Source organism: Caenispirillum bisanense (assembly GCF_900230255.1).
Lineage (GTDB): Bacteria > Pseudomonadota > Alphaproteobacteria > Rhodospirillales > Rhodospirillaceae > Caenispirillum > Caenispirillum bisanense_A.
In genome coordinates this window covers 275,021-294,972 of sequence record NZ_OCNJ01000006.1, presented here as the reverse complement: position 1 = coordinate 294,972, position 19,952 = coordinate 275,021, and the positions used below count along the sequence as shown (strand labels likewise).

23 protein-coding genes are annotated in these 19,952 nt (G+C 71.0%); 13 read left to right on the top strand and 10 right to left on the bottom strand.

The window, feature by feature from the left end; translation table 11 throughout:
- The first annotated feature begins 2 nt into the window (after positions 1 to 2).
- The 7 genes from CRP50_RS15260 (at position 3) to CRP50_RS15230 (ending at position 6,183) form a co-directional block, all read left to right on the top strand.
- Positions 3 to 806, top strand: a complete 804-nt coding sequence (locus CRP50_RS15260) for a glucose 1-dehydrogenase (RefSeq protein WP_097280040.1) — start codon at positions 3 to 5, stop codon at positions 804 to 806.
- Positions 807 to 818: 12 nt separating this feature from the next.
- Entirely contained in the window at positions 819 to 1,496 is a 678-nt protein-coding gene (locus CRP50_RS15255; RefSeq protein ID WP_097280039.1) for a trehalase-like domain-containing protein, read from the top strand.
- A gap of 38 nt (positions 1,497 to 1,534) precedes the next feature.
- Positions 1,535 to 2,674: a glycoside hydrolase family 15 protein gene (locus tag CRP50_RS15250; RefSeq protein WP_097280038.1), complete on the top strand. Its 1,140-nt coding sequence runs from the start codon at positions 1,535 to 1,537 to the stop codon at positions 2,672 to 2,674.
- Positions 2,671 to 3,207, top strand: coding sequence for a hypothetical protein (locus tag CRP50_RS15245; RefSeq protein WP_245913492.1), 537 nt, complete (start codon positions 2,671 to 2,673; stop codon positions 3,205 to 3,207). The genes CRP50_RS15250 and CRP50_RS15245 overlap by 4 nt, the downstream gene beginning before the upstream one ends.
- On the top strand, positions 3,204 to 3,917 hold the full coding sequence (locus CRP50_RS15240) for a DUF4336 domain-containing protein (protein ID WP_097280037.1): 714 nt from the start codon (positions 3,204 to 3,206) through the stop codon (positions 3,915 to 3,917). Before CRP50_RS15245 ends, CRP50_RS15240 begins: the two co-directional genes overlap by 4 nt.
- 98 nt (positions 3,918 to 4,015) lie before the next feature.
- Entirely contained in the window at positions 4,016 to 5,047 is a 1,032-nt protein-coding gene (locus CRP50_RS15235) for an ABC transporter substrate-binding protein (RefSeq protein ID WP_097280036.1), read from the top strand.
- 32 nt (positions 5,048 to 5,079) lie between these two features.
- Entirely contained in the window at positions 5,080 to 6,183 is a 1,104-nt protein-coding gene (locus CRP50_RS15230) for an acetoin utilization protein AcuC (protein ID WP_097280035.1), read from the top strand.
- 3 nt (positions 6,184 to 6,186) lie between these two features.
- Here CRP50_RS15230 and CRP50_RS15225 read toward each other — a convergent pair whose 3' ends face one another.
- From CRP50_RS15225 to fabI, 5 genes are all read right to left on the bottom strand, one after another.
- Entirely contained in the window at positions 6,187 to 6,507 is a 321-nt protein-coding gene (locus tag CRP50_RS15225; protein ID WP_097280034.1) for a CcdB family protein, read from the bottom strand.
- 2 nt (positions 6,508 to 6,509) lie between these two features.
- Entirely contained in the window at positions 6,510 to 6,752 is a 243-nt protein-coding gene (locus CRP50_RS15220) for a type II toxin-antitoxin system CcdA family antitoxin (protein ID WP_097280033.1), read from the bottom strand.
- Positions 6,753 to 6,807: 55 nt separating this feature from the next.
- Positions 6,808 to 7,716 carry a DMT family transporter gene (locus CRP50_RS15215; RefSeq protein WP_097280032.1) on the bottom strand — a complete coding sequence of 303 codons (909 nt, stop codon included), beginning with the start codon at positions 7,714 to 7,716 and terminating at the stop codon, positions 6,808 to 6,810.
- 97 nt (positions 7,717 to 7,813) lie between these two features.
- Complete coding sequence (gene aroC, locus CRP50_RS15210) at positions 7,814 to 8,905, bottom strand: chorismate synthase (RefSeq protein ID WP_097280031.1); 1,092 nt, start codon at positions 8,903 to 8,905, stop codon at positions 7,814 to 7,816.
- Between the two features lie 12 nt (positions 8,906 to 8,917).
- Positions 8,918 to 9,757, bottom strand: coding sequence for an enoyl-ACP reductase FabI (gene fabI, locus CRP50_RS15205; protein ID WP_097280030.1), 840 nt, complete (start codon positions 9,755 to 9,757; stop codon positions 8,918 to 8,920).
- A gap of 90 nt (positions 9,758 to 9,847) precedes the next feature.
- On the opposite strand from fabI, the gene CRP50_RS15200 reads away from it, so the two are divergent.
- From CRP50_RS15200 to CRP50_RS15185, 4 genes are all read left to right on the top strand, one after another.
- Positions 9,848 to 11,125 carry a YihY family inner membrane protein gene (locus CRP50_RS15200; RefSeq protein ID WP_097280029.1) on the top strand — a complete coding sequence of 426 codons (1,278 nt, stop codon included), beginning with the start codon at positions 9,848 to 9,850 and terminating at the stop codon, positions 11,123 to 11,125.
- A 141-nt stretch (positions 11,126 to 11,266) separates the two neighbouring features.
- Positions 11,267 to 12,073, top strand: coding sequence for a DUF2189 domain-containing protein (locus CRP50_RS15195; RefSeq protein ID WP_097280028.1), 807 nt, complete (start codon positions 11,267 to 11,269; stop codon positions 12,071 to 12,073).
- 159 nt (positions 12,074 to 12,232) lie between these two features.
- The gene (locus CRP50_RS15190; protein ID WP_097280027.1) at positions 12,233 to 13,063 is read left to right on the top strand and encodes a DUF2189 domain-containing protein; all 831 of its coding nucleotides are present in this window, start codon (positions 12,233 to 12,235) and stop codon (positions 13,061 to 13,063) included.
- Positions 13,051 to 13,398, top strand: coding sequence for a hypothetical protein (locus CRP50_RS15185; protein WP_097280026.1), 348 nt, complete (start codon positions 13,051 to 13,053; stop codon positions 13,396 to 13,398). Before CRP50_RS15190 ends, CRP50_RS15185 begins: the two co-directional genes overlap by 13 nt.
- A gap of 7 nt (positions 13,399 to 13,405) precedes the next feature.
- Here CRP50_RS15185 and CRP50_RS15180 read toward each other — a convergent pair whose 3' ends face one another.
- Both CRP50_RS15180 and CRP50_RS15175 read right to left on the bottom strand, forming a co-directional pair.
- Positions 13,406 to 14,377, bottom strand: coding sequence for a J domain-containing protein (locus tag CRP50_RS15180; protein WP_097280025.1), 972 nt, complete (start codon positions 14,375 to 14,377; stop codon positions 13,406 to 13,408).
- Positions 14,378 to 14,496: 119 nt separating this feature from the next.
- Positions 14,497 to 14,991: an RT0821/Lpp0805 family surface protein gene (locus tag CRP50_RS15175; protein WP_097280024.1), complete on the bottom strand. Its 495-nt coding sequence runs from the start codon at positions 14,989 to 14,991 to the stop codon at positions 14,497 to 14,499.
- Positions 14,992 to 15,208: 217 nt separating this feature from the next.
- Here CRP50_RS15175 and pdxH point away from each other — a divergent pair, with 217 nt between their 5' ends.
- Both pdxH and CRP50_RS15165 read left to right on the top strand, forming a co-directional pair.
- Positions 15,209 to 15,808, top strand: a complete 600-nt coding sequence (gene pdxH / locus CRP50_RS15170; protein WP_097280023.1) for a pyridoxamine 5'-phosphate oxidase — start codon at positions 15,209 to 15,211, stop codon at positions 15,806 to 15,808.
- Between the two features lie 36 nt (positions 15,809 to 15,844).
- Positions 15,845 to 16,846 carry a cation diffusion facilitator family transporter gene (locus CRP50_RS15165; RefSeq protein ID WP_097280022.1) on the top strand — a complete coding sequence of 334 codons (1,002 nt, stop codon included), beginning with the start codon at positions 15,845 to 15,847 and terminating at the stop codon, positions 16,844 to 16,846.
- A gap of 24 nt (positions 16,847 to 16,870) precedes the next feature.
- On the opposite strand, the gene CRP50_RS15160 is transcribed toward CRP50_RS15165, so the two are convergent.
- From CRP50_RS15160 to CRP50_RS15150, 3 genes are all read right to left on the bottom strand, one after another.
- Complete coding sequence (locus CRP50_RS15160) at positions 16,871 to 17,164, bottom strand: ribbon-helix-helix domain-containing protein (protein WP_097280021.1); 294 nt, start codon at positions 17,162 to 17,164, stop codon at positions 16,871 to 16,873.
- Positions 17,161 to 19,206: a CBS domain-containing protein gene (locus tag CRP50_RS15155; protein ID WP_097280020.1), complete on the bottom strand. Its 2,046-nt coding sequence runs from the start codon at positions 19,204 to 19,206 to the stop codon at positions 17,161 to 17,163. The genes CRP50_RS15160 and CRP50_RS15155 overlap by 4 nt, the downstream gene beginning before the upstream one ends.
- Positions 19,207 to 19,302: 96 nt before the next feature.
- The gene (locus CRP50_RS15150) at positions 19,303 to 19,917 is read right to left on the bottom strand and encodes an alpha/beta fold hydrolase (protein ID WP_097280019.1); all 615 of its coding nucleotides are present in this window, start codon (positions 19,915 to 19,917) and stop codon (positions 19,303 to 19,305) included.
- Positions 19,918 to 19,952 lie beyond the last annotated feature (35 nt).

Genomic DNA, 19,952 nt, shown 5'->3' with positions numbered 1-19,952 from the left:
CCATGGCGCCGCGCCTCGACGACCAGACGGCCATCGTCACCGGCGGCAGCTCCGGCATCGGCAAGGCGGCCGCCATCGCCCTCGGCCGCGCCGGCGCCCGCGTCGCCATCGTCTACCACGCCAATGCCGAAGGCCGCGAGGAGGCGGCCCAGGCGGTGGAGGAAGCCGGCGGCTGCGCCCTGGTGCTGCAAGGCAACGTCGCCGACGAGGCCGACGTGGCGGCGCTGGTCCGCCGCACGCGGCAGGAATTCGGCACCGTCGACATCCTGGTCTCAAACTCCGGCATCCAGAAGGACGCCGACTTCCTGGAGATGACCCTGGACGACTGGAACGCGGTGCTGTCCGTCAACCTGACCGGCCAGTTCCTGGCGACGCGCGAATGCCTGAAGGTGATGACGGAGCAGGGCGTGCGCGAGGGCGTGTCGCGCGCCGCTGGCAAGATCGTCTGCATGTCGAGCGTCCACCAGTTCATCCCCTGGGCCGGCCACGCCAACTATGCCGCCGCCAAGGGCGGCGTGCAGATGCTGGCCGAGACGCTGGCGCAGGAATTCGCAGAGCACAAGGTGCGCGTCAACGTGGTCGCGCCCGGCGCCGTGCGCACCGCCATCAACGACGACGTCTGGCAGAGCGAGGAAGGCCGCGAGATGCTGCTCGGCATGATTCCCTACGGCCGCATCGGCGAGGTGGAGGACGTGGCCAACGCAGTGGTCTGGCTCGCCTCCGACGACAGCGACTACGTCACCGGCGCGACCCTGGTGATCGACTGCGGCATGCAGCTCTATCCCAGCTTCCGGTCGGGCGGGTAGGGGAGGCGCCGCTTGCCCAAGGATCCGCACGATCACCCCCTGGACCCCGGCTTCGACGCCGAGAACTTCCCCGCCATCGGCGACTACGGCCTGATCGGCGACGGCCGTATCTGCGCGCTGGTCAGCACCTATGGCTCCATCGATTGGCTGTGCCTGCCGAACGTCTCCAGCCCCTCGCTGTTCGCCGCGCTGCTGGACCGCAAGGCCGGCGGGCGCTTCGCCATCCGCCCGACGACGCCGTTCCGGGTGCGGCGGACCTACGACGACGCCACCGTCATCCTGTGCACCGAGTTCACCACCGATACCGGGCGCTGCCGGCTGATCGACCTGATCCCGACCGACGAGCCGCAGAGCGTCCTCGGGGCGCCGGTCCCGCAGCGCGAGGTGCTGCGCCTGGTCGAGGGCCTGGAGGGGGAGGTGGAACTGGAAGTGCTGTTCGAGCCGCGCCCCCAGTACGGCCGTGTCACGCCGCGCATCCGCAAGCGCGGCAAGCTCGGCTGGTGCGCCTCCCACGGCTTCGACTTCATCAATCTGGCGACCGATGTGGAACCCGGGACCGAGGCCGCCGACGAGTCCTTGCGGCTGACCTTCCGCCTGCGGGCCGGCGAGCGGCGCAGCTTCTCCCTCGTCTACGAGAACCGCGGCCCCGGTGTGATCGCGCCGGTGGGGGACGATGCCTGGCAGCGCTAGCCCTGACCCGCGACTACTGGACCCGCTGGGCGGGCCGCATGCAGTACGACGGGCCGCACCGCGACCTCGTGCAGCGCAGCGTGCTGACGCTGAAGATGCTGACCTACGTGCTGTCCGGCGCCGTGCTGGCGGCCGCCACCTCGTCGCTGCCCGAGTCCATGGCGGGCGGGCGCAATTACGACTACCGCTTCTGCTGGCTGCGCGACGCCGGCATCACGCTGCGCGGCTTCGACGACCTCGGATACGAGGAGGAAGGGGCCGCCTTCATGGACTGGCTCATGCACTCCACCCGCCTCACCCAGCCGCAGTTGCAGGTGTGCTACGACGTCTACGGCAAGACCGATCTGGTGGAGTGGGAACTGGACCACCTGTCCGGCTGGCGCGGCGTCGGGCCGGTGCGCATGGGCAATGCCGCAGCCGGGCAGTTCCAGCTCGACATCTACGGCGAGGTGGTGATGGCCGCGTACGACTTCGTGCTGCGCGACGGCAAGCTCGACGCCTTCGAGCGGCGCCTGCTGCTCGGCTTCGGCAAGGTGGTCTGCGACCGCTGGCAGGACCCCGACGCCGGCATCTGGGAACTGCGCGGCGACTACCGCCACAACACGCACTCCAAGCTCATGGCCTGGGTGGCGCTCGACCGCCTGATGAAGATGTGCGACGAGGGGACGCTCGACGGCCCGCGCGACCAGTACGCGGCCTGCTGCGAAGCCCTGCGCGAGTCCATCGAGACGCACGCCTGGAACGACGAGGTGCAGGGCTATACGGCGACCTACGGCAGCGATCAGGCCGACGCCTCGGTGCTGCTCATGGCGCATTACGGCTTCCATCCCGCCGACCATCCACGCATGGCGGCCACCCACGCTTTCCTGCGGCGGCGATTGGGCTGCGGGCCGTTCCTCTACCGCCTGGAGGAATTGCGGCGGCACGAGAACCCCTTCGTGCTCTGCACCTTCTGGGAGATCGGCTATCTGGCCCGCGCCGGCCGCATCACCGAGGCGGAGGACTTGTTCGACCGTGTCGCCGCCTGCGCCAACGACCTCGGCCTGTTCGCCGAGGAGATCGAGCCGGACACCGGCGCCGCCATGGGCAACTTTCCGCAGGCCTTCAGCCACGTCGGCCTGATCGACGCGGCGCTGGCCTTGGCGGCCAAGGAGAAGAACGAGGAGGTTCCCGAATGACCAGCACCGGCGGCGGCGACACCGGGCTCGGATTCCTACTGTTCATCCAGGACGGCGGCGACCTGCAGGTGGTACTGGTGTGGGGCCTGCTCGCCACCGTCGCCATGACCACCATCCTGCAGGGCAGCCAGTTGCTCGGCCTGTCGCGCCTCAGCCTGCCGTTCATGTTCGGCACCTTCTTCACCGGCGACCGCAAGTGGGCCAACGTTCTGGGCTACGGGCTCTATCTGCTCGGCGGTCTGCTGTTCGGGTTCTTCTACTTCGCCATCTTTGCCACGCTGGACTATGGCTCGTGGTGGCTCGGGATGCTGTTCGGCATCGCTCACGGGCTGATCCTGTTGACCGGGTTCCTGCCGCTGCTGCCCTACGTGAACCCGCGCATCGCCACGGAATACGACGGCCCGACGGCGGTGCGGCGGTTGGAGCCCCCCGGCCCCTTCGGCCTCAACTACGGCCGTCGCACGCCCTTGACGACCCTGGCCGGGCAGGCCGTATACGGGGCGTTGCTCGGCTTCGGATATACCCTGCTATGACCATGACCGCCGCACCCGACCCGCTGGCCGAGGGGCTGTGGACCCTGGAGGGCCGCTTCACCACCATGGGCCTGCCCATCAGCTCGCGCACGACATTGGTGCGCCTCGCCGACGGCAGCCTCGCCGTGGTCAATCCCGGCCCCCTGCCGGCGGCGGCGGAGCGGGCGGTGGCGGCGCTCGGACGGCCGGCGGTGCTGTTCTGCCCCAACCGATTCCATCACCTCTTCGCCGCCGACTGGAAACGGGCATGGCCGCAGGCGCGGCTGTGGGCGGCGCCGGGCCTGGCGGAGAAGGAGCCGGCCCTGCCGGTCGACGCGGTGCTCGGGCGCGATGCGCCGGGGCCATGGGCGGCGGAGCTGGAGCCCCTGCCCATCGACGGCATGCCGCGGCTGGCGGAGTGGTGGTTCTTCCACGCCGCCTCCGAAACGCTCGTGGTGACCGACGTGCTGGCGCGCGTCGGGCCGCGGCAGCCGTGGTTCCTGCGCCTGTGGGCCGGGCTGAACGGCAGCCGCGGCGGCCGGCTGGCGGTGCCGCGCTGGCTGCGGGCGGTGCTGCTGAAGGACCGCGCCGCCGCCGGGCGCAGCATGGCCGTCGCCCTGGCCCGCCGGCCGCGACGGCTGGTGGTGGCGCACGGCGATCCGCTGGGCGACGAGGCGGCGGCGGAGGTGCGGGCGGCGCTCGACGGCTTCCCGCTCGGCGACGGGTCCTAAGCCCTGGCATCCGCAAGGTGAAAAGTCTTCCCCTTACGGCGCGTAGCTGTTTACTCTGATGGCCTCGTTCGTGGGGAGCGATCCGGAGGGGAATCTGCATGCAGCACGCCGTGCGCAGTCGCGGCGGCTTCGGCCGTATGGTGGTGGCGATGCTTCTGGCGGTGGCCGGAGCCGTCGCCGTCGTCGCCTGCCGCGACGACGAGTCCGACCGCCTGCGGCTCGCCATAAACCCCTGGCCCGGCTACGAATTCCTCTATCTCGCCCGCGACCTCGGCTTCATGGCGGAGGAGGGGCTCGACGTGCTGTTCGTCGAGCGTCCCGACCTCGGCAGCGTCCGCGCCGCCTTCGAGGCCGGCGAGGCCGACGCCATGACCGTCACCCTGACCGAGGTGTTGCAGGCCTGCGATACCTCCGATCGCTGTCCGCGGGTGGTGCTGGCTGCCGACTACTCCGACGGAGCCGACCTGCTCATGGCGGTGCCGCCGGTGAAGCAGCCCACCGACCTGCGCGGCCGGCGCATCGGCGTCGAGCCCGGCTCGGTGAGCAGCTTCCTGGTGTCGCGCGCGCTGGAAAGCGCCGGCCTGTCCTTCGCCGACGTGACGCTCGTCGACCTGCCGCAGGCCAAGATGGCGGCGGCGCTGGAGGCGGGCCGGGTGGACGCGGTGGCGACCTATCCGCCCGTGGCGCTCGATCTCGCCCGCGGCGGCCGGCTGCGCACCGTCTTCACCTCCGCCGACATTCCGGGCGAGGTGGTCGACGTGGTGGCGGTGGACGCCGATTGGCTCGAACGCCAGCCGGAAAAGGCGGAGGCGCTGGTGCGCGCCTGGGACCGCGCCGTCGCGTGGTGGCGCGACAACCACGACGAGGCGGTGCGCCGCATGGCCGAACGCGAAGGCGTCTCGCCGGCGGAGATGGAGCAGGCGCTGGCGCTCATGAAGATCCTGCGCTCGGCCGAGCAACGGTTCCTGTTCGCCGCCGACGGACCGCTGGAGCGGGCGCTGACCCGTCACGACCTGCTGCTGCGCCGCGCTGGCCTGCTGGCGGGACCGGACCGCACGGCCGAGGTCATCACCGACCGCTACCTGCAGATGGCGCTCAACGGTAAGGGCGGCGGCGCCGACACCCGTTGAGCCCGGGCGTCGTCGATCCTACCTGAGGGATCATGCTGTCCCGCCCTTTGCTCGTCGCGCACGAGATCTACCGCCTGTCCCGCTACGGCCGCACCCATCCGCTGTCCATCCCGCGGGTGTCGACGGTGCTCGACCTGTGCCGGGCGCTGGGCTGGCTGCCCGACGACCAGTACGTGGAAAGCCCGCGGGCGACGGCGGAGCAACTGGCGCGCTTCCACGATCCGGCTTACGTCGCCGCCCTCATGGCCGCCGAACGCGACCAGGACCTGCCCGAGGCCGACCGCCAGCGCTTCAACATCGGCGTGAACAACAACCCCATCTATCCGGAAGTCTTCCGCCGCCCGGCCACGGCCTGCGGCGGCTCCATGCGGGCGGCGGACCTGGTGCGCGACGGCGGCATCGTCCACCACCCGCCCGGCGGCACCCACCACGGCCGGCGGGCCCAGGCGAGCGGCTTCTGCTACCTGAACGACCCGGTGCTCGGCCTGCTGCGGCTGCTCGATCTGGGGGTGGCGCCGATCCTCTACGTCGACCTCGATGCCCACCACGGCGACGGCGTGCAGGATGCCTTCCACGACGACGAGCGGGTGTTCACCGTCTCCATCCACGAGCACGACCGCTGGCCGCGCACCGGCGCCGTCGACGACCGGGCCGGCGGGGCGGCGCGCAACCTGCCGGTGCCGCGCGGCTTCAACGACAGCGAGCTGGACTATCTGATCGAGACGGCGGTGATCCCGCTCGCCGAGCGCCTGCAGCCGGCGGCGCTGATGATCCAGTGCGGCTGCGACGGCCTCGCCGACGACCCGCAGAGCCGGCTCATGCTGTCCAACCGCGGCTATTGGCGAGCGGTGTCGCTGCTGAAGGGACTGGCGCCGCGGGTGATCGTGCTCGGCGGTGGCGGCTACAACCCGTGGAGCGTGGCGCGCTGCTGGTCGGGGGTATGGGCGACGCTCAACGGCCTGCCCATACCCGAGCGCCTGCCGGCGGCGGCGGAGAGCATGCTGCGCGGCCTGTGGTGGACCCACCGCCGCGGCCGCAACCCGCCGGAGGAGTGGTTCACGACGCTCGCCGACACCCCCAACACCGGCGACGTGCGGGAAGAGGTGCGCGACGTCGCCCGCCGGGTGCTAGCCTGAGGCTCAATCGAAGGCGCGGGAGATGACCCAGTCGATGGCGGCGATGATGTCGTCGGCTCGGTGGGCGAGGGAGCCGACGGAGCGCCCCAGGCGGTCGACGGGAACGGTCGTCATGTCGAGTGGGTTGAGGAGGACCGCCACCCCCTCGATCTCGAACACCTTGTGGATGGCCGGGTCGGTCGTGCGCAGCAGCGTCTTGCGGATGAGCGGTACGACCAGCCGGCGCGGCTGACTGCGGAAGAAGTTGGATTGGACGTCCAGCAGGAACGGCATGGCCTCCCGCGTGAGGCGGCCAGGATTGGCATGGACGTCGAACTGGCCCATGGTCACTCCAGCGGGAAGTCGTCGGCGAGCGACCCGTGGCGGGCATGGAAGTCGCTCATCGCCTCCAGCGCGGGGCGCATGCGCTCTTCAGCTTCCACCAGCCGCCGGCGCTTGGCGATCCGGGTCTGCAACGCCTGTTCCACCACCTCGTCCAGGTCGAGGTCCAGCGCACGTGCGTCCTTCACCATGTCGGCGTTCACCGATACCGTCAGCGGCGTCTTCGGCGTGTGGGTGTCGTAGGGCATGGCGGCCTCCGCGGGCGTTGCTCGCCCCTGAAGATGGCCCGCCGCCGGGCCGCCGTCAATCGCGGCGGCGGATCGTCAGCACCAGCATGCCGGCCACCAGCAGAACGCCGCCGACGACGCCGAGCGGCCCCAGGCGCTCGCCGAAGATGATCCAGGCGAGCAGGGTGGCGGTCAGGGCTTCCAGCAGGGTGACGATGCTGGCGGCGGTGGCGGGCGTCGTCTTCATGCCGGTGAAGAACAGCATGTAGGACAGGCCGGTGGTCACCACGCCCAGGTAGATCAGCAGCGGCACGCCGATGGCCGTGTCGCTGACGCCGATCCCGGCGCTCGCCGCGAACGGCAGCAGGCACAGCGCCCCGCCGCCGAAGCCGAAGATGATGGTCTGGTAGGGATGCACCGACCCCGCCATTGAGCGGCCGGAGATGACCACGGTGGCGTAGGAGGCCGCCGCACCGCTCGCCAGCAGGACGCCGAGCAGGACCTGCGATCCGGCGTCGCCTTCGGGCACGCCGACCAGCATCACCGTGCCGCCGACCGCCAGCGCAAGGGCCAGCAGGGTGCGGGCGCCGGGCGGTTCGCGCAGCAGCACGGACGACAGCACCGCCACCACCACCGGCGCGCCGCACAGGGCGACCAGGCTGGTGACGGTCACCCCGGCGCGGGCCACGGCGGCGTAGAAGAACACCTGGTAGAACGCCATGGCGAGGCCGGTCACCGCCACCAGCGGCAGGCTCTTGCGCGACAGCCGGAACAGGCCGCGGCCGAGCGTCATCCACCCCAGCACCACCAGCGGCGGCACCGACAGGGCGAGGCGCCAGAAGCCGACACCGAGCGGCGTGGCGTCGGCGTGCAGCATCAGGGTCTTGGCGGCGATGCTGCTGGTGCCCCACAGGATGGAGGCAATGGCGACCAGCAGGATGCCCGTGCGGGCGGTGCGAACCATCACGGCTTCGGCGGTGGACATGGACGGGGCTCTACGAAGGAGAAGACTGCCGCCACTGTGGCGTACCGGCGGCGCGGCGTCTTGACCGCGCCTCCGATTCCCTTGACCGGATCTCCGGTCAGAAGCCGCCGCACTGGGCGCGGTGGCGCAGCAGGTGGTCGGCCAGCACGCAGGCCATCATGGCCTCGGCGACGGGCACGGCGCGGATGCCGACGCAGGGGTCGTGGCGGCCCTTGGTGCGCACGTCCACATCCTGGCCGTGGACATCGACGCTGCGCCGCGGCGTCAGGATGGACGACGTCGGCTTTATGGCCATGCGGGCGACCACCGGCTGACCGGTGGAAATGCCGCCCAGGATGCCGCCGGCGTGGTTGGACAGGAAGTCGATGCCGCCGTCCTCGCGCATGCGCATTTCGTCGGCGTTGTCTTCGCCGGTGAAGCCGGCGGCGGCGAAGCCGGCCCCGATCTCCACGCCCTTCACGGCATTGATGCTCATGAAGGCCTTGGCGAGGTCGGCGTCGAGCTTGTCGTAGACCGGCGCGCCGAGCCCGGCGGGGACGTTGGTCGCCTCCACCTCCACAACGGCGCCGGCGGACGAGCCGGCCTTGCGGATGCCGTCGAGGTACTCCTCCCACCGCGCCGCCGTGGCGGCGTCGGGGCAGAAGAACGGGTTGGCGCCCACCTGATCCCAGTCCCAACCGGCGCGGTCGACGGCGTGCGGGCCCATCTGGACCATGGCGCCGCGGATGACCACACCGCCCGGCACCAGGGCGTCGAGCACCTTGCGGGCGACGGCGCCGGCGGCGACGCGCATGGCGGTTTCGCGCGCCGAGGACCGGCCGCCGCCGCGATGGTCGCGGATGCCGTACTTCTGCCAGTAGGTGACGTCGGCGTGGCCCGGGCGGAACTGCTGGGCGATTTCGCCGTAGTCCTTGGACCGCTGGTCGGTGTTGTGGATCAGAAGCCCGATGGGCGTGCCGGTGGTCTGGCCCTCGAACACGCCCGACAGGATCTGCACTTCGTCGGGCTCGCGCCGCTGGGTGGTGTGGCGCGAGGTGCCGGGCTTGCGCTTGTCCAGCCACGGCTGGATGTCCGCCTCCGTCAGCGGGATGCGCGGCGGCACCCCGTCGACCACGCAGCCGATGGCCGGCCCGTGGCTCTCGCCGAAGGTGGTGAAGCGGAACAGGGTGCCGAACGCATTACCCGACATGGACGCCTACCCTCAGTCGCGAACCTTGAACTGGCTCAGCATTTCGGCCAGCTGCGGGGCGCTGTCGGGCTCCAGCATGCCGACGGTGTGGTAGCCGCAGTCGACGTGGTGGACTTCGCCGGTCACGCCCGAAGCGAGGTCCGACAGGAAGTAGAGGCCCGACTTGCCCACGTCTTCCAGCGTCACGTTGCGGCGCATGGGGGCGTTCAGCTCGTTCCACCGCAGGATCTGGCGGAAATCGCCGATGCCCGAGGCCGCCAGCGTCTTGATGGGGCCGGCCGAGATGGCGTTGACGCGGATGTTGTCCTCGCCCAGGTCGACCGCCAGGTAGCGCACGCTGGCTTCCAGTGCCGCCTTGGCCACGCCCATGACGTTGTAGTGGGGCATGACGCGCTCGGCGCCGTAGTAGGTGAGGGTGACGAGCGAGCCGCCGTCGGTCATCAGCGGCGCGGCACGGCGGCACACGTCGGTGAACGAGAAGCAGGAGATCTGCAGCGAGCGGGTGAAGTTGTCGAGCGTGGTGTCGACGTAGCGGCCCTTGAGCTGCTCCTTGTCGGCCCAGGCGATGCCGTGCAGCACGAAGTCGAGCTTGCCCCAGCGCTTCTCCACCTCGGCGAAGACGGCGTCCATGCTCGCTTCGTCGGTGACGTCGCACGGCACGACGAAGTCGGACCCGACGCTCTCGGCCAGCGGCTTGACGCGCTTCAAGAGGGCGTCGCCCTGGTACGTGAAGGCGAGCTCGGCCCCGGCATCGCGGCACGCCTTGGCGATCGCCCAGGCGATCGACTTGTCGTTGGCGACGCCCATGATGAGGCCTTTTTTGCCCGCCATGAGAGAGGAGGAAGCGGTCATGCGTTTTCTCTTGCGTGTTGGTTCCTGTGGGGTGATACCCGACGAAAAGTCGCGGCATCCTACACCAAGACATCACGGGGGCAAAGCCGCATGGCCGGACCGGCGGAACAGGCAGAGGAACAGGGCGTCTGGCGGCGATTGAGCGCCGGCGCCGGCCGCATCCTGGCATTCCCCGCCTACGTGATGCACCGTGCCCTGCGCGACCAGGTGTTCCTGGTGGCCGGCGACCTCGGCTACATGTCGCTCATCGCGCTGGTGCCCATGTTCGCCATCGGCTTCGCCATGCTGGCAGCCTTCCCGGCCTTCGAGGGCGCGCGGGCCTGGGTGGAGCGCTTCATCTTCCAGAACTTCGTGCCGAGCTTCGGCCAGCAGGTGCAGGAGGCGGTGGCCCGCTTCGTCGACGCTTCCGCCGAGCTGACGGTGGTGGGTGTCGCCGGCCTCGCCTTCATCGCCATCCTGCTGCTGGTGACCATCGAGCACGCCTTCAACCACATCTTCCGCGTCACCAAGGTGCGCCCGCCGCTGGCGCGTCTCGCGGTGTACTGGACGGTGATGACCGTCGGGCCGCTGCTGCTCGGCGCCAGTTTCTCCCTGTCGAGCCGCCTCGCGCACACCGACGAGGCGGCGGTGCAGGCGCTGTTCGACCAGGTGGGGGCGGTGCTGGCGCTGCTCGGCCCATTCCTGCTGACCCTGGCCGCCTTCACGCTGCTCTACGTCGCCGTGCCCAACCGCCGCGTGCGGCTGCGCGATGCCGCCGTCGGGGCCGGGGTGGCGGCGTTGCTGTTCGCGGCGCTGCGGGTCGGCTTCGTCATCTACGTGGCGCAGGCGCACAACTACTTCACCCTCTACGGCGCGCTGGCCGCCCTGCCGCTGTTCCTCACCTGGCTGTTCGCGAGCTGGAGCGTCGTGCTGCTCGGCGCCGTGGTGGCGGCGGCGCTGCCGGAATGGCGCATGCAGCGGGCGCAGATGGCGGGCCAGCCGCCGGCGACGCTGCGCCTCGTGCTGGCCCTCGACATCCTCGCCGTCCTGCTCGCCGTGCACCGCCGCCACCCGGAGGGCGTGCGGCGGCCGCGGGTGCTGGCGGCCACGGGGGCGGAGGAGGGCGCCTTCACCGAGGTGCTGGAGGCCATGGAGCGGGCGGGACTGGTCGCCCGCACCGACCGCCAGCGCTGGGTGCTGGCCTGCGACCTGCGCGCCGCCACCCTCGGCGACCTGTCCGACGCCCTCGGCCTCGGCCTGCCGCAGGACCTGCCGGAGGATCTGGCGCGGCCGTGGCGCGCCCGGTTGGCGCAGACCCTGCGTGATCTGCACGCCACGGAACGGTCCGAACTGGAAAAGCCCCTCGCCGATATCCTTCCCGCCCCTTGAACCGCGGCCGGCGCGCGCCTACCATCTGTGATAACCCTTCGCGCCGCTCTGGTATGAGCGGGCAGACGCAGGGAGCCAGGACCAGCCAGAGGGGCTGACAGACGTCGCATCCGGCCGTCGAGCGTGACGGAGGACAGCGATATGGACGTCCAGCACACCCATCCCCACCCGCACCGCGTGGGTGGCACGCACCTGCCCTATGCCGACAAGATCCGCACCGTCGATGCGGACACCGTGTTCCACTGGCTGGCCCTCGGCTGGCAAGACCTGCTGCGCGGCGGCGTCACCAGCGCGGCCTACGGCGCCATCTTCGCGCTCGCCGGCTACGTCATCGCCATCGGGCTCGCGCGGATCGACAGCATCTTCCTGCTGCTGCCCGTGGCCGCCGGCTTCACGCTGGTCGCGCCCGTGCTCGCCATCGGCTTCTACCGCATCTCCAAGACCCTGGAGAGCGGCGGCAGGGCCTCGTTCGGCGAGGCACTGACGGCCTTCCAGGCCAATGCCTTCCACATTCTCACGGCCGGCCTCGTGCTCATGCTGTTCGGGCTGATCTGGGTGCGCGTCGCGACGCTGATCTTCGCGCTGCTGTTCCCGGCCACCGGCTTCTCGGCCGAGGCCATGCTCGCCGTGCTCACCACCGTCGAGGGCTTCGCCTTCCTGGTCGGCGCCTTCGTGGTCGGCGGTGCCTTCGCGCTTGTCGCCTTCGTGTTCTGCGCCGTGTCGCTGCCCATGATGATGGACCGCCCGGGCATGGACTTCTTCACCGCTTCCCTGGTCAGCATGCAGGCGGTACTGCGCAACCCCGGCCCCATGCTGCTGTGGGCCGGCATCATCGCGGTCGCCACGGCGGCCGGCATCGTCACCTTCTTCCTCGGGCTCGTCATCGTCATGCCGTTGATCGGTCATGCCAGCTGGCACGCCTATCGGGCGCTGGTGGAGCGCGGCTGAGACCTTTCGCCGCCGCACAGGCGGCCCGCCGGAACCCGGGCGGCCCTCCCGACGGAGGTGCCGCCCATGCGGCCAAGACCAAGACCAAAACCAACGCCGAGTGCAGACAAAGACAGGGACAGTCGACAGTCGACCGCGACGAAACAGGGGACATCGCACATGCCGAACGGCCATCGCGGAGCGCATCCGCATCATCCCGACCACGCCGGCGAGCCCGCCGCGGCCGGTCTTCCCTTTCCCTTCGCCGACCGCATCCGCCGGGTCGAAACCGGCCAGGTGTTCGGCTGGCTCGCCGCCGGCTGGCGCGACATGCGGGCGGCCGGCTGGGTGAGCTTCGCCTATGGCGCGGTCTTCGTCGCCCTCGGCTATGCCATCGGCGTCGGCCTCGCGCAGCTCGACATGCTCTACCTGCTGACGCCCATGATCGCCGGCTTCCTGCTGGTGGCGCCGCTGCTGGCGGTCGGGCTCTACCGCATCAGCGGCCGGCTCGAGCGGGGCGAGCGGCCGCGCTTCCTGGATGCGCTGTTCGCCTGGCGCAGCAACACCTTCCACATCCTGACGGCCGGCCTCGTGCTGATGCTGTTCATGATGATCTGGGTGCGCATCGCGGCGCTGATCTTCGCCGTCAGCTTCCCCTACACCAACATGAGCGGCGCCGCCCTGGTGCATCAGCTGGCGACGGGCGAGGGGCTGGTGTTCCTGGCGGTCGGCACGGCGGTCGGCTTCTGCTTCGCCGTCGCGGCCTTCGTGCTCGGCGCCTTCGCCCTGCCCATGATGCTGGACCGCCGCGCCGACGTGTTCGCCGGGGCGGTGGTGAGCGCGCAGGCGGTGTTGAAGAGCCCGCGCGCGATGGTACTGTGGGCGGCGGTGATCGTGGTGGTCACCGCCTTCGGCCTGGTCACGGCCTTCCTGGGCCTGATCGTGGCCCTGCCGTTGATCGGCCACGCCACATGGCATGCCTACAGGGATTGCGTGGAATGGGACGACTGACGCCGACGCCGCTCGTGTTCACCCTGGCCGCCGGCCTGACCCTCTCGCTGAGCGCCTGCGACACGGTGGAGCAGTTCGTCGGCAAGGGCGCCCAGGTCCTGACCGTCAGCCCGAGCGGCGGCGCGGGCTACGAAGGGCGCTGTGTCCCCCGCGGGGCGGAACCGGTGGAGATCACCGGCACCGCCACCCGCACCTTCGAGTTCGAGGACGGCGTCGCCTGCCGCATCCTGCAGAAGGGGGCGGGCGCCCTGACCGTGGAACTGAACGGCCCGCGCGGCACCTCCACCGTCACCACCGACTCCGACGGCGAGATGGCGGCGGTGTCGCGGGGCTGAGGCCCGCTCACTCCTCCTCGAACAGCTTCTTGCGCAGGTCCTCGTCGCCGGCGGGGTTCCAGCGGTCGCAGAAGTCCTTCAGGGCCGCGTCCTTGGGGTCGGGCAGGACGATGCGCAGGCGCACCAGGTAGTCGCCGTGGCCGCCCTCGTCGCCTTCCTTGGGCAGGCCCTTGCCGCGCAGGCGCAGGACGGTGCCGCTGTTGGCGCCCTCCGGCACTGTCACCGCCACTTTGCCGGTCAGCGTCGGCACGGTGATCTTGCCGCCCAGCACCGCTTCCTTCAGCGTCACCGGCACCTCGGCGATGACGTCGTCGCCCTCACGCTTCCAGACGTCGGTGTCCTTGATGGAGATTTCCACCAGCGCGTCGCCCGCCGGTCCGCCGGAGATGGCCGACAGCCCCTGGCCCTTCAGGCGCAGCGTGCGGCCGTCCTCGCTGCGCGGCGGGATGCGGACGTCGAGCGTCTTGCCGTTGGTCAGGCGGATGCGCCGCGTGGCGCCGAGGGCGGCTTCGCGGAACGACACCTTCAGGCGATAGTGGCTGTCCGGCCCCTTGGGCTGGCTCTTGGCCTGGGCGTCGGCCTTGGCCTTGCTGGCGCGGGTGAAGATCTCGTTGAACAGGTCGTCGTCGGCGAAGGTGCTGTCGAAGTCGAAGCCGAACGGCCCGCCCGTGCGCCCGCCGGCACCGGGGCGGCCGCGTCCGCCGGGGCCACCGGCCCGGCCGCCGCGCCCGCCGCCGAAGCCGAAGGGCGCGCGCGGGTTGCCGGCGGCGTCGATCTCGCCGCGGTCGAACTTGGCGCGCTTGTCCGCGTCGCCCAGGATGCCGTAGGCGGCGTTGATTTCCTTGAAGCGGTCGGCGGCCTGCGCGTCGTCGGGGTGCAGGTCGGGGTGCATGGTGCGCGCCAGGCGCCGGAACGCTTTCTTGACGTCGTCCTGGGTGGCGGTGTGGGACACACCGAGGACGCTGTAGGGATCTCGCATGCTGGCTCAGCCGTAATCGGGTCCGGTCGGACATGACGAGAGGCGCCCGAGCGTCGGGCGCCTCCCGGTGGATGCTTCGCGACGATGACGGCCGAGGTGGTCGCCCCGCTCCGCCGGTCTCAGCTGCCGACGACGCGCCAGGTGCCGTCGGGCTGCTGGCAGGCGGTGCCATAGGCCGTTTCGTACTTGCCGTCGATGGTAACCGTGGTGCGGTATTCGCGGCAATAGGCGCCGGTGTTGGTGCGGCCGTCGCGCACCGGCGTGAAGCTGCCGTAGTTCCCGCTTTCCGGGTTGTTCCAGCTGATGGTCTCGCCCACCGGCGCGGCATAAGCGCGCTGCTGGGCCTGCACGGCATACTGCTGGTCGGCGCGATCGAGCGACTTGCCGATCTCGCTGCCGATCAGGGCGCCGAGCAGGGTGCCGGCCGCGGTGGCGGCGATCTGGCCGGTGCCGCCGCCGAACTGGCTGCCGATCACGGCGCCGCCGATGCCGCCGAGCAGGGTGCCGGCCGAGGCCTTCGGGTTGTTCTGAATGCCTTCGCAGGCGCTCAGGCCGAGCGAGGCGGCCAGGGCGACGGCGACGACGACGGGGGACTTGCGGGAGAAGGTCAGCATGATCTCTCAATCCGTTGGACGGGGCGATGCGTAGAACGGTACGGAGCGACCGTGGCGAAAGCATGACCGATGCGGCGGCTTCCCGGCAACACCGTGGTAAGCGGCTCTTTCCATCGGGCCCGCGGCTTCCCATAATCCGCTTCCGCCGGCCAGAAACGGCCGGGGCCTGCCGTTAGTTGCGTCCTTTCGTCTTTCGACCACCGAGGATAAGCCCTTCATGACCTCCGTCGACGAGACCGCCGATCCGTTCCAGCAGTTCGCCGACTGGCTGGCCGAGGCGGGCGAGCACGAGCTGAACGACCCCAACGCCATGGCGCTGGCCACCTGCACGCCGGACGGCCGGCCGTCGCTGCGCATGGTGCTGCTGAAGGGTGCCGATTCGCAGGGCTTCGTCTTCTACACCAACCTGGAAAGCCGCAAGGGCGGCGAGTTGCTCGGCAACCCGCACGCCGCACTGTGCTTCCACTGGAAGTCGCTGCGCCGCCAGGTGCGGGTCGAGGGGCCGGTGGAGCAGGTGAGCGACGCCGAGGCCGACGCCTACTTCGAGTCGCGGCCGCGCGACAGCCGCATCGGCGCCTGGGCGTCGCAGCAGTCGCGGCCGCTGGCGGGGCGCTTCGAGCTGGAGAAGCGGGTGGCGCAGTTCGCCGCCAAGTACGCCATCGGCAAGGTGCCGCGGCCGCCGCACTGGTCCGGCTTCCGCATCGTGCCGCGGCGCATCGAATTCTGGCAGGATCGCCCGTTCCGTCTGCACGACCGGCTCGTTTATAGTCGCGACGCGGCCGATGCCGCCTGGCGCACCGAGCGCCTGTTCCCCTGACGGCGGCCGGATCCGGCCGCGACCGGAGCCGACGCCATGTCCGACGATCTCGCCGCCGCGGCCGCAGCCGCCGACCCGCGCGACCGCGCCGGGCGGCTCATGCGGCGCGCCACCTACGCCGCGGTGGGCGTCGCCTTCACGCTCATCATCGTGAAGGTGGTCGCCTATGTGCTGACGGGGTCGGTGGCGCTGCTTTCCAGCCTCATCGACAGTGCGCTCGATACGGCGGCCTCGGTGGTGAACCTGATCGCCGTACGCCACGCCCTGCAGCCCGCGGACGAAGAACACCGCTTCGGCCACGGCAAGGCCGAGCCGCTGGCCGGCCTCGGCCAGGCGGCCTTCATCACCGGGTCGAGCATCTTCCTGGTCATCGAGGCGGTGGATCGATTCGTCACGCCGCAGGAGGTGACGCGCGGCTGGGTCGGCATCGCCGTCATGGCCTTCGCCATCGTCGCTACGTTCGGCCTGGTCGCCTACCAGAAGCGGGTGGTGAAGGAGACCAACTCCGTCGCCATTTCGGCCGACAGCCTGCACTACACGGGTGACGTGCTCATCAACGGCAGCGTCATCGTCTCCATCGTGCTGGCGACATGGTTCGACGTTCCCTACGCCGACCCGGTGTTCGCGCTGGCCATCGCCGGCTACCTGTTGTGGAACGCGCGCGCCATCTTCCTGTCCAGCCTCGACCTGCTCATGGACCGCGAGTTCCCCGAGGAGGACCGCGAGAGGATCCTCGCCATCGCCCGCAGCCATCCGCTCGCCCGCGACGTCCACGACCTGCGCACGCGGTCGAGCGGCCAGCAGCAGTTCATCCAGTTGCACCTGGAACTGGATCGCGACCTGACGCTCGCCAAGGCGCACGCCATCGCCGACAAGGTGGAGCGCGACATCCGCAAGGCCTTCCCCCACGCCGACGTCATCATCCACCAGGACCCTGTCGGCATCGTCGAAAGCCACCACGACGACCTGGCCTACGGCGACAAGGAACTGGCGCCCGGCGAGGTGCCACCCAGGGAGGGGCAGGGCAGGGGCGCGTGACGCCTTGGCCGGACGGCTGACGCCCTAGCCTCGTCCGGCGCGGGCCTGGGTCCAGCGCAGGCAGAACACCCGCAGCGCGCTCGACAGGTTGCCGGTGCGCTGGTCGCGTCGGCTGTCGACGGCGGTGATGAGGGCGGTGACGGTGGTGCGCTCGGCTCGTGCGATGGACTGCAGCGATTCCCAGAAGGCCTGCTCCAGCGATACCGAGGTGCGGTGCCCGGCGATGTTCACCGAGCGTTTGACCACGGCGCCGAGCGGCGCTTCCGCCAGCAGGCCGGCGACGCCGGAGTCGACGTGGGGCGGGATGCGCTCGCTCATGCCGGCCCGCTCCCCGACCCGGTCGCCGCGGTCGCAACGGGCGCTGCGGCGGGCAGGGTGACGAAGAAGGTGGCGCCGGTGCCCGGCGTGCTTTCCACCGTGATGCGGCCGTGGTGGCGCTCCACGATGCGCTTGCAGATGGCGAGCCCGATGCCGTTGCCGCCGTAGGAGCCGCGGGCGTGCAGGCGCTGGAACATGAGGAAGATGCGGTCGGCGAAGCGCGGCTCCAGGCCGATGCCGTTGTCGCGCACGAAGAACCGCCAGCCGCCGGCAAGTCCGGCGGTCGCGTCCGGCTCGACGCCGACGTGAATGCGCGGCGGCCGTTCGGGATCGCGGAACTTCAGGGCGTTGTCGATGAGGTGCTGGAACAGGCGCACCAGCTGCGGGAAGTCGCCGTCGACCACCGGCAGGGCGTCCCAGGTGACGCGGGCGCCGCAGGCGGCGATGGCGCCTTCCAGGCGGCGCACGGCGCTTTCCACCGCCAGCACCGTGTCGCAGCGCTCGAACGGCCGGCCCTTGCGGTCGATGCGGCTGTAGTCGAGCAGGTCCGTGATCATGGACTGCATGCGCTTGGCGCCGTCCACCGCGAAACCGATGAACTCGCGGCTTTCCGCGTCCAGGCTCGCCGCCCGGCGGTCGACCAGCTGCAGGTAGCTGGCGATCATGCGCAGCGGCTCCTGCAGGTCGTGGCTGATGATGTAGGCGAAGGCCTCCAGCTCGGCATTGCTCTGGGCGATCTGATCCAGCAGCGCGCGCTGGCGCAGCTCGGCGCCGCGGATTTCCGTCAGGTCGGAGACGAAGGCGAAGGCACCGGTGGTGACGCCGCCGGCATCGCGCAGGGCGGTGGCGGCGATTCGCACGGGCACCAGCGAGCCGTCGTCGCGGCGCAGCTCCGTCTCGAAGGACGCATGCGGGCGCCCGTCGTCGGCGAGGGCGGCGGCGAGGCCCTCGGCGAGGCGGCGGCCGGCGTCGCCTTCCGCCAGGGTGGCGATGGGGCTGCCGATCAACGCCTCGCGCGCCACCCCGAGCAGGGCGGCGAAGGCGGCGTTGCAGCCGGTGAGGCGGCCGTGGCGGTCGACCTCGGCATAGCCTTCCTGGGTGAGGTTGAGGATGGTTTCCTGCCGCCGCTCGCCGGCCTCCAGCACCGCCATCTGGCGGCTGACGGCGGCCTGCAGGTGGCGCAGGTAGTCGGTTTCGATGCCGTGCAGCACGTCGGTGAACGACAGGATGGCGACGATGCCGCCGAGCCCGTCCTCGACGCCCAGGTGCCGGATGCCGCGGCTTTCCATCAGTTCCTGCGCCGTCAGCAGGGGCGCCGACGCGGCCACGGTGACGATGGGGGTGCTGGCGACGCCGCGCACGGCGCGCCCGACGTCCTGCCGTGCCACCAGGCGCAGAATGTCGCGCTCGGTGACGATGCCGTAGGGGGTGCCGTCGTCCTCCACGACCAGCGCCGCTTCCGCCTCGGCCTGGCGCAGGGCGCGGGCGGCGGTGGCGACGTCGGCGGCGGCGGGGATCTCGAGCGGGCGGCGGCGCGTCACCGACTCCACCGACCGCAGGGTGAGGTAGCCGTGCAGGCCGCTGTTGCGCACCACGTCGGTGCGCGACAGCACGCCGACCGGCGCACCCTCGGCGTCGACCACCAGGAAGTGCCGCAGGCCGGCCTCGCGGAAGCGGGGCAGGGCGTCTTCCAGGGTGACGCAGTCGGGCAGGGTGACGATGGGCGCGCTCATCACCGCCGCGATGGGGCGGGCGAGGGTGCCGGGATCTGCGAGGTCGAGGGCCAGCGCGTCACGCTCGGTCCAGATGCCGACGGGGCGGCCGCCTTCGACGACGATGATGGACGAACAGGCGTCGTCCGCCATCAGGCGGGCGGCCTGGGCCACCGGAGTCTCGGCCGGGCATTGCAGGATGGTGCGACGGACGAGGCGACCGACCGGCCATTTGCCGCGGTCGGGCGCGATGTCGTCCTCGCGGCCTTGCGGTGCCGCAGCCTGCGTCGGCCGCAGCGCCGGATCGGCTGCCGCCACTTCCACCGTCATGGTCTTCCCCCGTCGGGCGGGCGCGAAACCGCTGCGCCCGCGACCTTCGTCTGAACTATAGCAGATCGTGAGGCCGGGGGTACGTCTTTCGGGTCGTCACAGTGTCGCCAAGAAGGCGTCGATGGCGTCCACGGCCTCCGCCAGCGCCTGGGCCTCGGTGCGGCCGGAGGCGCGGCGCGGCTTCAGGGAATGGTCGCCGTCCTCCGCCCAGTGCAGCCGGATGGCCGGCGACAGCGCCAGGCCCGCCACCAGATCCCGCCCGCCGAGGGTGTCGCGGGTGCCCTGGACGATCAGGGTGGGGGTGCGCAAGCCGGCCAGATGCTCGGTCCGCAGCTTTTCCGGCTTGCCCGGCGGGTGGAAGGGGTAGCCGAGGCACACCAGCCCGCGCACGCCCGCCGCGTCGGCGATCAGGCTGGCCATGCGGCCGCCCATGGACTTGCCGCCGATCACGAGGTTCTGCGGCCCGCCCAGGTCGGCGATCACCTGCCGCCAGCAGTCCAGCAGCACAGGCTGGCGGTCGGGCGGGCGTTTCGTCCCGCCGTCGCGCCGGCCGGCCATGTAGGGAAACTCGAACCGCACCACCCGGTGGCCGGCGGCGGCGAGGCCGGTCGCGATGGTGTCCATGAAGGGGCTGTCCATGGGCGCGCCGGCGCCGTGGGCGAGAACCAGGGTGAGGCGGGCGTCGGGCGGGCCCTGGTCGAGCAGGTGCATGCGGAGGGTCTCCCGTGCGGTGGAAACGGAATGCA

What these genes read in the sequence shown, in the direction of transcription:
- CRP50_RS15260 (WP_097280040.1), top strand. Translation starts at nt 3, where the DNA reads ATGGCGCCGCGCCTCGACGACCAGACGGCCATCGTCACCGGCGGCAGC.
- CRP50_RS15250 (WP_097280038.1), top strand. Translation starts at nt 1,535, where the DNA reads ATGCAGTACGACGGGCCGCACCGCGACCTCGTGCAGCGCAGCGTGCTG.
- CRP50_RS15245 (WP_245913492.1), top strand. Translation starts at nt 2,671, where the DNA reads ATGACCAGCACCGGCGGCGGCGACACCGGGCTCGGATTCCTACTGTTC.
- CRP50_RS15240 (WP_097280037.1), top strand. Translation starts at nt 3,204, where the DNA reads ATGACCATGACCGCCGCACCCGACCCGCTGGCCGAGGGGCTGTGGACC.
- CRP50_RS15235 (WP_097280036.1), top strand. Translation starts at nt 4,016, where the DNA reads ATGCAGCACGCCGTGCGCAGTCGCGGCGGCTTCGGCCGTATGGTGGTG.
- CRP50_RS15230 (WP_097280035.1), top strand. Translation starts at nt 5,080, where the DNA reads ATGCTGTCCCGCCCTTTGCTCGTCGCGCACGAGATCTACCGCCTGTCC.
- CRP50_RS15225 (WP_097280034.1), bottom strand. Translation starts at nt 6,507, where the DNA reads ATGGGCCAGTTCGACGTCCATGCCAATCCTGGCCGCCTCACGCGGGAG.
- CRP50_RS15220 (WP_097280033.1), bottom strand. Translation starts at nt 6,752, where the DNA reads ATGCCCTACGACACCCACACGCCGAAGACGCCGCTGACGGTATCGGTG.
- CRP50_RS15215 (WP_097280032.1), bottom strand. Translation starts at nt 7,716, where the DNA reads ATGTCCACCGCCGAAGCCGTGATGGTTCGCACCGCCCGCACGGGCATC.
- aroC (WP_097280031.1), bottom strand. Translation starts at nt 8,905, where the DNA reads ATGTCGGGTAATGCGTTCGGCACCCTGTTCCGCTTCACCACCTTCGGC.
- fabI (WP_097280030.1), bottom strand. Translation starts at nt 9,757, where the DNA reads ATGACCGCTTCCTCCTCTCTCATGGCGGGCAAAAAAGGCCTCATCATG.
- CRP50_RS15200 (WP_097280029.1), top strand. Translation starts at nt 9,848, where the DNA reads ATGGCCGGACCGGCGGAACAGGCAGAGGAACAGGGCGTCTGGCGGCGA.
- CRP50_RS15195 (WP_097280028.1), top strand. Translation starts at nt 11,267, where the DNA reads ATGGACGTCCAGCACACCCATCCCCACCCGCACCGCGTGGGTGGCACG.
- CRP50_RS15190 (WP_097280027.1), top strand. Translation starts at nt 12,233, where the DNA reads ATGCCGAACGGCCATCGCGGAGCGCATCCGCATCATCCCGACCACGCC.
- CRP50_RS15185 (WP_097280026.1), top strand. Translation starts at nt 13,051, where the DNA reads ATGGGACGACTGACGCCGACGCCGCTCGTGTTCACCCTGGCCGCCGGC.
- CRP50_RS15180 (WP_097280025.1), bottom strand. Translation starts at nt 14,377, where the DNA reads ATGCGAGATCCCTACAGCGTCCTCGGTGTGTCCCACACCGCCACCCAG.
- CRP50_RS15175 (WP_097280024.1), bottom strand. Translation starts at nt 14,991, where the DNA reads ATGCTGACCTTCTCCCGCAAGTCCCCCGTCGTCGTCGCCGTCGCCCTG.
- pdxH (WP_097280023.1), top strand. Translation starts at nt 15,209, where the DNA reads ATGACCTCCGTCGACGAGACCGCCGATCCGTTCCAGCAGTTCGCCGAC.
- CRP50_RS15165 (WP_097280022.1), top strand. Translation starts at nt 15,845, where the DNA reads ATGTCCGACGATCTCGCCGCCGCGGCCGCAGCCGCCGACCCGCGCGAC.
- CRP50_RS15160 (WP_097280021.1), bottom strand. Translation starts at nt 17,164, where the DNA reads ATGAGCGAGCGCATCCCGCCCCACGTCGACTCCGGCGTCGCCGGCCTG.
- CRP50_RS15155 (WP_097280020.1), bottom strand. Translation starts at nt 19,206, where the DNA reads ATGACGGTGGAAGTGGCGGCAGCCGATCCGGCGCTGCGGCCGACGCAG.
- CRP50_RS15150 (WP_097280019.1), bottom strand. Translation starts at nt 19,917, where the DNA reads ATGCACCTGCTCGACCAGGGCCCGCCCGACGCCCGCCTCACCCTGGTT.